The sequence below is a fragment of the Actinoplanes sp. NPDC051537 genome (genome assembly GCF_055586105.1).
The window spans coordinates 120,108-132,297 of record NZ_JBVJIU010000002.1 but is presented as its reverse complement, the minus strand read 5'-3'; the positions used below and the strand labels follow the sequence as shown (position 1 = coordinate 132,297).

General features: G+C 74.0%; 13 protein-coding genes. 8 read left to right on the top strand and 5 right to left on the bottom strand.

Features of this window, described 5'->3' with window-relative positions:
• Positions 1–284 precede the first annotated feature (284 nt).
• From ACZ6TB_RS04425 to ACZ6TB_RS04410, 4 genes are all read left to right on the top strand, one after another.
• A complete protein-coding gene (locus tag ACZ6TB_RS04425) occupies positions 285–932 on the top strand; it encodes a response regulator transcription factor (protein ID WP_465550507.1) in 648 nt (215 codons plus the stop codon).
• Positions 929–2,089 (top strand): sensor histidine kinase, encoded by a 1,161-nt coding sequence (locus ACZ6TB_RS04420; RefSeq protein ID WP_465550505.1) that lies wholly within the window; start codon positions 929–931, stop codon positions 2,087–2,089. Before ACZ6TB_RS04425 ends, ACZ6TB_RS04420 begins: the two co-directional genes overlap by 4 nt.
• A gap of 103 nt (positions 2,090–2,192) precedes the next feature.
• On the top strand, positions 2,193–3,857 hold the full coding sequence (locus ACZ6TB_RS04415) for an MFS transporter (RefSeq protein WP_465550503.1): 1,665 nt from the start codon (positions 2,193–2,195) through the stop codon (positions 3,855–3,857).
• Positions 3,854–4,165, top strand: a complete 312-nt coding sequence (locus ACZ6TB_RS04410; RefSeq protein WP_465550501.1) for a hypothetical protein — start codon at positions 3,854–3,856, stop codon at positions 4,163–4,165. The genes ACZ6TB_RS04415 and ACZ6TB_RS04410 overlap by 4 nt, the downstream gene beginning before the upstream one ends.
• On the opposite strand, the gene ACZ6TB_RS04405 is transcribed toward ACZ6TB_RS04410, so the two are convergent.
• Positions 4,166–4,933 carry a hypothetical protein gene (locus tag ACZ6TB_RS04405; protein ID WP_465550499.1) on the bottom strand — a complete coding sequence of 256 codons (768 nt, stop codon included), beginning with the start codon at positions 4,931–4,933 and terminating at the stop codon, positions 4,166–4,168.
• 199 nt (positions 4,934–5,132) lie between these two features.
• Between ACZ6TB_RS04405 and ACZ6TB_RS04400 the strand changes: the two genes are divergently transcribed.
• Complete coding sequence (locus ACZ6TB_RS04400; protein WP_465550497.1) at positions 5,133–7,388, top strand: ATP-dependent Clp protease ATP-binding subunit; 2,256 nt, start codon at positions 5,133–5,135, stop codon at positions 7,386–7,388.
• On the opposite strand, the gene ACZ6TB_RS04395 is transcribed toward ACZ6TB_RS04400, so the two are convergent.
• Entirely contained in the window at positions 7,366–7,515 is a 150-nt protein-coding gene (locus tag ACZ6TB_RS04395; RefSeq protein ID WP_465550495.1) for a hypothetical protein, read from the bottom strand. The genes ACZ6TB_RS04400 and ACZ6TB_RS04395 overlap by 23 nt on opposite strands.
• Complete coding sequence (locus ACZ6TB_RS04390) at positions 7,512–7,733, bottom strand: DUF6910 family protein (RefSeq protein WP_465550493.1); 222 nt, start codon at positions 7,731–7,733, stop codon at positions 7,512–7,514. Before ACZ6TB_RS04390 ends, ACZ6TB_RS04395 begins: the two co-directional genes overlap by 4 nt.
• Before the next feature lie 70 nt (positions 7,734–7,803).
• Here ACZ6TB_RS04390 and ACZ6TB_RS04385 point away from each other — a divergent pair, with 70 nt between their 5' ends.
• Together ACZ6TB_RS04385 and ACZ6TB_RS04380 are read left to right on the top strand one after the other, a co-directional pair.
• Positions 7,804–9,393 carry an MFS transporter gene (locus tag ACZ6TB_RS04385; protein WP_465550491.1) on the top strand — a complete coding sequence of 530 codons (1,590 nt, stop codon included), beginning with the start codon at positions 7,804–7,806 and terminating at the stop codon, positions 9,391–9,393.
• Between the two features lie 5 nt (positions 9,394–9,398).
• Positions 9,399–9,680: a hypothetical protein gene (locus tag ACZ6TB_RS04380; RefSeq protein ID WP_465550489.1), complete on the top strand. Its 282-nt coding sequence runs from the start codon at positions 9,399–9,401 to the stop codon at positions 9,678–9,680.
• On the opposite strand, the gene ACZ6TB_RS04375 is transcribed toward ACZ6TB_RS04380, so the two are convergent.
• Entirely contained in the window at positions 9,667–9,879 is a 213-nt protein-coding gene (locus ACZ6TB_RS04375; protein ID WP_465550487.1) for a hypothetical protein, read from the bottom strand. The genes ACZ6TB_RS04380 and ACZ6TB_RS04375 overlap by 14 nt on opposite strands.
• A gap of 9 nt (positions 9,880–9,888) precedes the next feature.
• On the opposite strand from ACZ6TB_RS04375, the gene ACZ6TB_RS04370 reads away from it, so the two are divergent.
• Positions 9,889–10,710: a class I SAM-dependent methyltransferase gene (locus tag ACZ6TB_RS04370; RefSeq protein WP_465550485.1), complete on the top strand. Its 822-nt coding sequence runs from the start codon at positions 9,889–9,891 to the stop codon at positions 10,708–10,710.
• On the opposite strand, the gene ACZ6TB_RS04365 is transcribed toward ACZ6TB_RS04370, so the two are convergent.
• Entirely contained in the window at positions 10,707–12,170 is a 1,464-nt protein-coding gene (locus ACZ6TB_RS04365) for a tetratricopeptide repeat protein (RefSeq protein WP_465550483.1), read from the bottom strand. The two genes, ACZ6TB_RS04370 and ACZ6TB_RS04365, sit on opposite strands and share 4 nt — an antisense overlap.
• Positions 12,171–12,190: the final 20 nt, after the last annotated feature.

The following is a 12,190-nucleotide window of genomic DNA, read 5'->3' as shown; positions in this document are numbered from 1 at the left end:
CTGATCATTCCCCCCCTCTCTTTCCGAAGGGTTCTGTCCCCCCCCCCCCCCCCCCCCCCCCCTCCCCCCCCCCCCCCCCTCCCCCCCCCGCCCCCCCCCCCCCCCCCGGCCAGCCGGGGCACCGAGGACGTGGCGGGATGGCTGCTGCAGGCGCCGAGGCCGAGCACCGCGATGGCGACGAGCAATGGTTTCCTCATGCCGCACAGGTCTAGCGGCCGGGCGGTGACACCAGCGCTACGCGCCATGTTGGACGGATGTCACCTCGATCGATGCACAATGTCGGCATGCGGGTACTTGTGGTCGAGGACCACGTCACGCTGGCCGCCCGGATCGGCGAGGGCCTGCGCGACGCCGGTATGGCGGTGGACGTCGTGCACGACGGCGCCGCCGCCCTGGCCGGGACGGCGACGACCGAGTACGACGTGATCGTGCTCGACCGGGACCTGCCGATCGTGCACGGCGACCAGGTGTGCCGCACCCTGGCCGGCGGCGTCCCGGCCCGGATCCTGCTGCTGACCGCGGCGGCGTCGGTCGACGACCGGGTCGATGGGCTGGAGCTCGGCGCCGACGACTATCTCGGCAAACCGTTCGCCTTCCCGGAGCTGGTCGCGCGCGTACGGGCGCTGGCTCGCCGTGCCCCCTCGGCGCCGCCGCTGGTCCGCCGCGGCGATCTGACCGTCGACCGGGCCCGGCACCGGGCGAGCCGCGCCGGGCGCCCGCTCTCGCTGACCCGCAAGGAGTTCGGCGTGCTGGAGATGCTGGTCGCCGCCGACGGCGCCGTGGTGAGCGCCGAGGAGCTGCTCGAGCACGTCTGGGACGCGCACGCCGATCCGTTCAGCAACGTGGTGTCGGTGACCCTGGCCCGGCTGCGGCGCAAGCTCGGCCCGCCGCCGCTGGTCGAGACCGTGGTCGGGCGGGGATACCGGATATGACCATCCGGGTCCGCCTCACGCTGCTGTACAGCGGCCTGTTCGCGGTGTGCGGGGCGATCCTGGTCGCGATCACCTACGGCCTGCTCGCCGCCGGGCTCTCCGATCCGGTCGACCCCAACCAGGTGCCGTCGAAGGACTTCAGCGCGATGTGCGCGAAGATCACCACCAACCCCGAGGCCGATCCGGCCACGGCGCGCAAATGCAAGGCGGCGTACGACGAGGGCCTCGCCGCCGGCGCGACCAGCCAGCGCCAGGAGGTCCTCGACCGGCTGCTGTGGTTGTCGCTGAGCACGCTGCTGGCGGTCACGGTCCTGTCGGCGGTGGCCGGCTGGATCGCCGCGGGCCGGGTGCTGCGCCCGGTCCACCGGATCACCGAGGCGGCGCGCAACGCGTCCGAGGAGCAGCTCAGCACCCGGCTGGCGCTGACCGGCCCCCGCGACGAGCTGCGCGAGCTGGCCGACACGTTCGACGACATGCTGGACCGGCTCCAGGCGGCGTTCGAGAGCCAGCGCCGCTTCATCGCCAGCGCCGGCCACGAGCTGCGGACCCCGCTGACGGTCATGCGCACCACGGTCGACGTGGTGCTGGCCAAGCCCGACCCGACCCGCGAAGAGCTGCTGGGCATGGGCCGCGACCTGCGGGCCGGCGTCTGCCAGTCCCAGGCGCTGATCGACGCGTTGCTCACCCTCGCCCGCGCCGATCAGGGCCGCTTCGAGCGGGAGGAGCTCGACCTGGCCACGGTCGCCGAGGACGCGCTCGACGCCTCCGGGGCCGCGTCCGGCGCCGCCGAGCTGCACGTCGCGCTCACCCCGGCGCCGGCCAGCGGCGATGCGATCCTGCTCGAGCGGCTCACGGTCAACCTCGTGGACAACGCGGTCCGCTACAACGTGCCGGGCGGCGCGGTCTGGGTGAGCACGACCACCGTCGGCGGGCGGGCCGTGCTCACCGTCGGCAACACCGGCCCGGTCGTCGAGCCCGAGGCGGTCGGCACGCTGTTCGAGCCGTTCCGCCGCCTGCACGAGCGCACCAGCGACGGCGGATTCGGGCTCGGGCTGGCGATCGTCGCGTCGATCGCGGCCGCGCACGGCGGCGAGGCGACGGCCGGCGCGCGCCCGGGCGGGGGGCTGACCGTGACGGTGAGCCTGCCCACGCGCTGAACGAAGCCGGTCGCGCTTCAGGCGGTTCTTACATCGCGCATGCTACGGTCCGCGGCCGGCCGACATTTCGCCGGCGAATCGGACGAACGGGGCGGGGCCACCCATGTCACTGCTGGATCGCGTATATCGCGGCCCCGTCGTCGCGCCCTGGCACCGGTGGCGCACGCGGTGGAACGCGCCCCCGTTCCTGGCCGGATTGATCGCCGGCGCGCTCGGCCTGATCTGGGCGCTGTGGCTGGCCCGCGACGCCGGCGACCTCGCCGCCCAGTACGCGTGGACCTCGTTCGTCCGGCACCACCCGGGCTCGGCCTACAACTTGTCGTGGTACGGCGGCATCCATCCGGCCTCGTACAGCGTGATCTCGCCGTACCTGATGGCCTGGATCGGGGTGCGGACCACCGGCGTGCTCGCCTGCACCGGCAGCGCGATCCTCGGCGGCCTCCTGGTCACCCGGTCCGGCCTGCGCCGCCCGATGCTGCCGGCGATCTGGCTGGCGGTCGCGGTCTGGTGCAACCTCGCCGCCGGGCGGGTGACCTACCTGCTCGGCATGGTGTTCGCGCTGCTGGCCGCCACGCTCGTGCTGACCGGCGACTCCGGGCGCCGGTCCCGGCCGGTGGCCGCCGCCGCGGTCGGTGTCGTGGCCACCCTGTGCAGCCCGGTCGCGGGCCTGTTCATCGAGGTCCTGGCGGCCGCGCTGTTCCTGGTCGGCCGCCGGCGGCACGCCCTGCTGCTGGCGCCGGGCCCGCCGGTGGTGATCGGGGCGACGTCGCTGCTGTTCCCGTTCTCCGGGGTGCAGCCGTTCCCGTGGTACTCGGCCCTGCTCACGGTCGGCGCGGCGGTGGCCGTCGCGGTGCTGGCCCGGCCCGCGTGGCGCACGGTGCGGGCCGCGGCCTGGGTGTACGCCGCCGGCGTCGGGCTGTGCTGGGCGCTGCCCACGCCGATCGGCAGCAACGTCGAACGGCTCGCGCTGATGGCCGGCGCGGCCGTCCTGATCTGCGCCGCGACCGCCGACGAAGGCCGCCCGTGGCGGGTCATCGCGATCCGCGCGGCCGCCACCGGGCTCGCCGCCTGGACGGTCGTGCAGCCGGTCACCGACCTCGTCCGCACCGCCCCGGTGACCGCCGCCGTGGCCGACGCCCGGCCCCTGATCTCCGAGCTCCTCCACCGGAACGCCCAGCAGGGCCGGGTCGAGGTGGTGCCGCTGCGCACCCACTGGGAGGCGGCCGGCATCGCGCCCTACTTCAACATGGCCCGGGGCTGGAACCGGCAGGCCGACGTCGAGCGCAACCCGATCTTCTACGACGGCACGCTGAGCGCGGCCGCCTATCGCGAGTGGCTGCGCAACTGGAGCGTGGGGTACGTCGTGCTGCCGGCGACCGAGCCGGACAGCGCCGGCATCGCCGAGGCCCGGATCATCGCCGCCGGGCAGACCTGGCTGACCCCGGTCTGGAAGGACGCCGGATGGTCGGTCTACCGGGTCGCGGACACCGCCCCGCTCGCCTCGGCGCCGGCCACGGTGATGTACGCCGGCCCCGCCGATCTCACCGTTCACCTGCCCCGGGCCGGCTCGGCCCTGCTGCGCGTCGCCTGGTCGCCGTGGCTCGCCATCGACGGCGTCGACGACGGCGCCATCCCGCGCGCCTGCCTCACCCGGAACGGCACGTGGACCGAGCTGGTCACGCCGGCCGGCGGCACCTTCACCATTCACGCCCGCTACGCGCTCGACCGGGGCACCCCGTGCCCCCACCCGCTGGGTTCGGCCGGGTGAACGTCGACGACGTCGCGGCGATCATGGGAGCCCTCGACGGCGTGCGCGAGACGACGACCGGCGGCCGGCGCCGGTGGTCGGTGGCCGGGCGGCTGGTGGCCCGGCAGCTCGACGGCGAGCAGATCGTCGTGCGCAGCGGGTTCGACGAGCGGGAACGGCTGCTGGCGGCGCATCCCGGGACGTTCTTCGTGCCGCCCCGGTTCGACGCGCACATGATGGTCGTGGCGCGGCTGCCGCAGGCCGACCCGGCCGCCGTCGACGCGGCGATCCGTGCGGCCTGGGAGATGCAGCGGCCCGGCACCCGGTAGTCAGTGGCTGATCGGCTGCTCGTCGAAGAGATCGAGCAGGTGCACCCGCGGGTCGTCGTCGAGCCGCACCTCGTACGCCGTCGGCGGCCCGCTCTGCGGCCAGCGCGCGCCCACCACCGTCGCCGCCCGGCCGCCGAGGGTGACCCGCGCCCCCGGCGCCTTGAGCCGGTGCGCCGCCAGCAGCACCGCGTCGAGAGTCTGCCGGGCGCCCGGCAGCGAGCCGCGCAGGCTCACCGACCGCAGTTCCCGGCCGAGGGTGATCGCCGCCTCGCCGCGCGGGTCGCCGGCGTCGAGGGCGGCCTCGACCCGGGTCCACAGCCGCCACGGGTCGTCGTCGAGCAGCAGCCGGGCGGCCCGGTCGAGGCCCGCGCAGGTGATGTCGACCGCCGTCTCCTCGCCCAGCTCGGCCACCCACGCCAGCTCCTCGGCGGCCGGCATGAAGGCGGGCGCCACCACCACGTACAGCATCGCCAGGACGGTCTGCCGGTCGCGGCCGTCGTAGAGCCGGCCGGCGGCCGTGCGCAGGCGCGGGAAGCGGGCCGTCAGGTGGGCGGCGCGACCGAGCGGGGGAGCGGCCGCGTCCCGGGTGTCGCGCACCCGGGCGTGGAACGGGCGTTGTTCGCGGTGGGCGAACACGAGCGCGCGGTGCGGGTCGGCGATCAGCCGTGCCGCGACCGAGTAAGGCACTCCCATCTGGGCGGCGAGGGCCCGGATGGCGCGCCGGCGGGCACGGTCGTTGGCCTGGCGGCGGCGTTCGGCTGTGGTCATGGCGATCCCTCCCTGAGGCCATCGTAGGTTTTCCGTTGTACGTTGAGGGGGCAGCCGCGCCTGCACGAGCGTGCGAGCCCCCCACGCGGGCCCGCGTCGACGCCAAGAGGCTCTGACTCAGCGCACACCACCCTTACGCGCGCCCGCGTGCGCCGACCGGGTGGGGTGCGTGGGGCCTCGCCGCGAGGACGTGAGTGTCGTGTTCGAACGGTTCACCGATCAGTCGCGCCGGGTGGTCGTCCTGGCTCAGGAAGAGGCCCGGCTCCTCAACCATCACTACATCGGCACCGAGCACCTGCTGCTCGGCCTGATCAGCGAGGGCGAGGGCGTGGCCGCGCAGGCCCTGACCGCCCTCGGCGTCACGCTCGAGGCCGCCCGCGCCGAGGTCGAGGACGCCATCGGCGCGAGCCCGGAGGCGGCGGGCGTGCACGTCCCCTTCACGCCGACCGCCAAGAACGTTCTCGAGCTGGCCCTGCGCGAGGCGCTCAAGCTCGGGCACAACCACATCGGTCCCGAGCACATCCTCCTCGGGCTGGTGCGGGAGAGCGGCGGCGTGGCGGCTCAGGTCCTGGTCGCTCTGGGTGCCGAGCCGCGACGCGTACGGGAGAAGGTCCTGCAGTTGTTGTCCGGGCATCCGGCCCTGGCCGCCGCGCCGCCGACCGGTTCGGCCCTGCTCGACCAGTACGGGGAAAATCTCACCCAGCGGGCCCGGGACGGCGGCCTCGATCCGGTCGTCGGCCGCGGCCGTGAGCTCGACCGCATCGTCGTGGTGCTCTCCTGCCGCACCAAGAACAACCCGGTCCTGGTCGGCGAGCCCGGCGTCGGCAAGACCGCCGTGGTCGAGGGGCTGTGCCGGCGCATCGTGGCCGGAGACGTGCCCGAGACGCTGCGCGCCAAGCAGGTCTACACCCTCGACCTCGGCCTGCTGGTGGCCGGCTCGCGCTACCGCGGCGACTTCGAGGAGCGCCTCAAGAAGGTGGTCCGGGAGTGCCGCACCCGCGGCGACGTCATCCTGTTCATCGACGAGATCCACACCCTGGTCGGGGCGGGCGCGGCCGAGGGCGCGATCGACGCCGCCTCGATCCTGAAGCCGCTGCTGGCCCGGCGCGAGCTGCAGATGATCGGCGCCACCACGATCGCCGAGTACCGCAAGTACTTCGAGAAGGACAAGGCGCTGGCCCGCCGCTTCCAGCCGGTCACGGTCGACGAGCCGACCGCGGCCGAGGCGGTCGAGATCCTGAAGGGCTTGCGCCAACGCTACGAGGAGCACCACCACGTCTCGTACACCGATGTCGCCCTCACCACCGCGGTGACCCTGTCCGGCCGCTACGTCGCCGACCGGTTCCTGCCCGACAAGGCGATCGACCTGATCGACGAGGCGGGCGCGTGGGCGCACATCAGGTCGACCGGCGACGGCGAGGTCGGTGGGGAGCAGGTCGCTGAGGTGCTGGCCACCTGGACCGGCATCCCGGTGCAGCGCCTCAGCGAGGAGGAGACCGCGCGGCTCGTGCACATGGAGGACGAGCTGCACAAGCGGATCATCGGCCAGGAGGAGGCGGTCCGCGCCGTCGCCCGGGCGATCCGGCGCACCCGGGCCGGGCTCAAGGACCCCAAGCGGCCGTCCGGCTCGTTCATCTTCGCCGGGCCGTCCGGCGTCGGGAAGACCGAGCTGTCCCGGACCCTGGCCGAGTTCCTGTTCGGCTCCGAGGACGCGCTGATCCAGCTGGACATGTCGGAGTTCCACGACCGGCACACGGTGGCGCGGCTGGTCGGCGCGCCGCCCGGGTACGTGGGCCACGAGGAGGGCGGCCAGCTGACCGAGCGGGTGCGGCGCAACCCGTTCTCGGTGGTGCTGTTCGACGAGATCGAGAAGGCCCATCCGGACGTGTTCGGCACGCTGCTGCAGATCCTGGAGGACGGCCGGCTGACCGACGGTCAGGGCCGGGTCGTGGACTTCAAGAACACGGTGATCATCATGACCACCAACCTCGGCGCCCGCGACGCGGCCAAGCCGTTCTCGCTCGGCTTCGAGACCGCCGCCGGCGCCCGGGACGGGATGACCGCCAAGGTCCACGACGCGCTCAAGCAGCACTTCCGCCCGGAGTTCCTCAACCGGGTCGACGACACGGTCGTCTTCCCCCGGCTGACCGAGGCCGACGTGCTGGCCATCGTCGACGTGCTGCTGGCCCGCGTCGACCTGCGGCTGCGCGACCGGGAGATGGGCGTCGAGGTGACCGAGGCGGCCCGCCGCCACCTCGCGGCCGAGGGCTTCGACCCGGCGCTCGGCGCCCGGCCGCTGCGCCGCACGATCCAGCGTCAGGTCGAGGACGTGCTGGCCGAGCGCATCCTGCACGACGAGCTGCGCCCCGGCCGGGTCACGGTGGTCGACGCCGGCGAGTCCGGGCTGGACTTCCACGAGCGCGAGGAGGCGCTCACCACCACAACCGCAGGGTGAGCCATTCGGACGGGATCTCCGGCTCGTCGGCGTCGACCACGCCGACGAGCCGGAGCCCGTCCGCCAGGGTCTCGCCGACCGCGAGGCCCTCGACCTTGCGCGGCCCCAGATCGGCCGTGGCGATCACGCGGTCGTCCTGCGCAGCCGATTGCCGACCAGGCACGCGCCCTCCAGGTTCAGCCGCTCGACCGGAATGCCGAGCGCGGCCGCGACGTCGTGGTAGACCGGCCGCAGGTCGGCCACCGTGAAGCCGGCCGTGGTCACCAGCGACGCCCGCATGCGCGCCGCGCTCGAACCGGAGCCGAGCAGGCACCCGCATCGCTCGCCCGCCCTCCGGCACGTCATCTTCCCGGGATGAGGTCTCCGTGCATGGTGGCACCGATGCTGAGGCGACACGACGACCCGGGACGTGCAGATGGCATCGAGCGAAGGCACCGACGGGCTGGCCGGCAAGCAGATGCGGCTGGCGATCCTCCTCGCGATGGCGATGTTCGTGCTGGTCGTGGACACGTCGCTGATGAACGTCTCGATCTCGGCGGTGGTTCGCGACCTGGACACGACCACCAGCGGCGTGCAGTCGGCGATCGCCCTCGAGGCGCTGGTGTCGGCGGCCTTCATCCTGATCGGCGGGAAGGTCGGGGATCTCATCGGGCGCAAGCGGGCGTACGTGCTGGGCCTGCTCGGTTACGCCGTCGGCGCGCTGGCGATGACCCTGGCCCAGAGCCTCACCGTGGTCATCATCTTCTGGGCCCTGGTCGGCGGCATCGGCGCGTCGCTGCTGCTGCCGGCCATGCAGTCGCTGATCCACGGCAACTTCCAGGGCCCGGCCCAGCGGCGGGTCTACGCGCTGGTCGGCGCCGCGGCGGCGATCGCGGCCGCGGTAGGCCCGCTGCTCGGCGGCTTCATCACCACGTACCTGTCCTGGCGGGTGGGGTTCGCGCTGGAGGTCGTCATCATCGCGGGCGTGCTCTCCGGCATCGGGCTGGTCCGCAACGTGCCCTACACCGGCCCGCGGTCCATCGACGTCGTCGGCTCGATCCTCTCCGTCATCGGCATGGGCGGCATCGTGCTCGGCATCCTGGTCTGGCAGGAGGGCGGCGAGTCGGTTCTGGCGCTGATCGCGCTCGGCATCGCGGCGCTGGCCGGACTGGCCTACTGGCTGGTGCGGCGCAAGCGCGCGGGCCGGCCCCCGCTGCTCGACCCGGCGCTGTTCGAGTCCCCGATGTTCCGGGTCGGCATCTCCCAGCAACTGCTCCAGCAGATCGCCCTCGGCGGCTTGATGATCGCGTTGCCGATCTACCTGCAGATGGTGCTCGAGTACAGCGCCATGCTGGCCGGCCTGTCGCTCGCCCCGCTGTCGCTGAGCATGTTCGTGATCGCCCTGCTGGCCGGCAAGCGGGCCGGCCGGCGCCGCCCGGCGACCATCGTCGGCGCCGGGTTCCTGCTGGTCACCGTCGGGGTCGCGGTGCTGATCCCGATCGTGCCGCGGGCCGATTTCGGCTGGGCCCTGCTGATCCCGCTGGCGATCGCGGGCGGCGGCCTCGGGCTGCTGGTGTCGCAGCTCAACGACTACACGCTCGCGCCGATCTCGGAGGAACGGGTGAGCGAGGCCGCCGCCGTCAACTCCGCGGGCGGCTCGTTCGGCCTCTCCTTCGGCCTCGCCTTCGCCGGCGCCATCATGCTGGCCACCCTTTCCCATTCGTTCACCGCCGAGGCCGAGGCGAGCACCGTTCTGTCGCCGGCCGAGCAGACCCAGGTGGCGCAGGTGCTGGACGAGAACGCCGAGGTCATGACCAACACCCATCTCGACGAACTTCTGGCCGAGCAGACGCCGGCCGTACGCGCGGAGATCATCCGCATCAACACGACGGCCCGGCCCATCTCCCTCCAGATCGCGCTGCTGATTCCGTTGCTGGCCGCCCTCCTCGGGCTGCTGAACTCCATCCGGATGCGCCGCCTGCCCGATCCGGCCCGCGCCAGCAGCGACGGTGTGGCCCTAGGCTGAGGCCCGTGGAGGTTCAGGATCACGTCGACGGGGCCTGGTTTCTGCTGCGGGACGCCGAGCGGCACTATCTGGACGTCAACTGCCACCTGCCCATGGTGGACGTGTCGATCCTGATCCGGCTCGAGGCCGAGGAGGAGACCGAGCTGCGGGCCCTGGGCCGCACCTTCACCGAGTACCTCGCGGCCAAGGTCGCGTACTGGCCGGATCGCTATTGGGTCCGCGACCATCGAGACTTGTCCGCCGAGGTGAGCGCGGCGATCGCACGCTGGCGGCTCAGCCGAGCCTGAACGGGTCCCGAAGCTCGCCGGTCAGCTCGACGTACACCGACTTGGTCTCCAGGCATTCCTCGACGGCCGCGATCCCGTTCTCGCGGCCGATGCCGGAGAGGCCGAACCGCCGAACGTGCCGCCCTCCTCGCCCGCGGCGGGGCCGGCGAAAGCCGCGCGACGTCGTAATTGGCTGGCCGTGTCCGGTCGGCACCGGCACGATTCCGGTATGGACCGCCCGACCGCCGAGATCGTCACGTTCTACCAGAACCGGTACTCCGAGGCCGCCCGGCTGGACGGGCGCCCGCAGGCCCGGCTGGAGCGGATCCGCACCCTCGAGCTGCTGCGCGACCTGTTGCCGCCGGCGCCGGCCCGGGTGCTCGACGTCGGCGGCGGCCCCGGCGCGTACGCCCGCGAGCTGCTGGCGGCCGGCTACGAGATCCGCCTGGTCGACCTCGTGCCGGCCCACGTCGATCAGGCCCGGGGCGGCCGCCCGCCGATCGACGCCGTCGTCGGCGACGCCCGCGACCTGCCCGAGCCGGACGCGGCGTTCGACGCCACACTGCTGCTGGGCCCGGTCTACCACCTGCAGGAGAGCGCCGACCGCGTGCGGGCGATCCGCGAGGCGATCCGGGTGACCCGCCCCGGCGGCCCGGTCGCGGTCGCGGCGATCTCCCGGTTCGCCGGCCCGATCGACTACGCCAGCACGGCCCGCTTCGACGACCGCATGCTGGCCGAGACCCGCCGCCTGATCACCGAGGGCGTCAACAGCGCCGGGGGCGGCTTCACCCACGCCTACTTCCACCGGGTGCCCGAGCTGCTGGCCGAGTGCCGGTCGGCGGGCTTGCGGGACGTGACGATCCACGGCGTCGAGGGCCCGGCCTGGCCCGCCGCCGAGGCCGCCGTCCGCGGCCCCTCGGCGGCGGCCGTCTTCGAGGCCGCCCTGCACCTGGCCCGCCTTTACGGCGCCGAGCGCGACCTGGTCGCCGCGAGCTGTCACCTGCTCGTCACCGGGACCGCGCCGGCGAGCAGCGGAAGCGACCCGGGCTAGCCGGCGACCTGGCGGCTGAACTCGGCGTGGCCGGCCCGGACGACCTCGTTCAGCCGCCGCACCTCGTCGTCGGCCGGCTGGCGCTGGAACTCGACGTCGACCATGAAGCTGTTGCCGACGATGCGCACGTCGAAGCGGGTGAGCAGGCCGTCGGGCAGGCGGGACACCACGAAGTCGCGGTACGCGTCCTCGACTGCGGCCCGCCGGCCGGCGCAGTCGCACTCCTTGTCGTCGAGCAACGCGGTCAGGTGGCCGCGGGCGGCGTGGGCGGCCTCGTCGCGGGGGTCCATGACGGACAGGCTCTCCTCGAGCGCCGCGCGGGCCTCGGCCGGGCGACCCAGGTGCTGCAGGCCGATGCCGTGGGCGGCCGCCACGTGGCCGAGCCGCACCGGGTCGCCGGCGCGGCGGGCGGCGGTCAGCGCCTCGCCGAGCCGGTCGGCGGCGGGCTCGGCCTGACCCGCGTCCTGCAGGGCGAGACCCCAGTCGAACAGCGCCTGGCTGACCCGCTCGGCGCTGCCGATCCGTTCGGCGCGGGCGGCGGCGTCCGCGTACGTCAACAGGGAAGTCTCGGTCTCCCCGGCGGCGCTGAGCGCCTCGGCCAGGCCGATGGTCGCCTCGAGTCCCTCCTCGGCGCGGTTCTGGCGGTCGTAGGCCGCCAGCACCCGGCGCAGCGCCGCGATCCGGCCGACGTGATCGCCGCGCTCGCCGGCCTGCGCGGCCAGCGCGCCGAACGCGGCGACCGTGGCCGCGTGGTCGGCGCCGAGACGTGCCCGCAGCGCGTTGGCGAGATGGGCGACGAACAGGTACGCCGCCTCGGGGTCGACGCCCTGCCGCACCCGGACGGCGGCGATCGCGGCCACCCGCTCGACCAGGTGGCCGGGCAGCTCCTTGAACGCCGGGAACAGCGGCCCGTCGTGGCCGCCGGCCTGGAGGATCACCGCGCGCAGGGCGACCGCGCTCGCGACCCGCTCGTGCCCGGCACGCAGGAAGATCGGCACCGCCTCGTCGATCGCCTCGAGCGCCCCCGCGTGGTCGCCGAGGCGGAACAGCACGTCGGCGAGGGGTTCGAGACCGGCCGCGTACGCCAGATGCTCCGCGCCGTAGAGCTCCAGGCGCCCGGCCCGCGACTCTCGCAGCGCCTCGGCGCCCTCCTCGAGCCGGCCGCTGAGCGTGAGCGCGATGCCCAGGTTGAGCCGGTATCCGAGACGCTCGCCCGCCGGCCCGTCCACCGACGCGGCGGCCCGGAAGCACTCGGCCGCCCACGCCGGCTGCTGGGCCCGCAGCAGCAGGTTGCCCATGTCGGACTGCGCGGCCGCCCAGGCGGCGGTGTGCTCGCCGTGCGCTTCGGCGGCCCGGCGCACCGCCCGCTTCATCACGGCCTCGGCGTCGGCCACCCGGCCGTCCCGCACCAGCGCCAAGGCCTCGTCGAGCGGGCTGACCGATGCCGATGAAGCGTTCATGGCGGGGCAGTGTAGCGGCA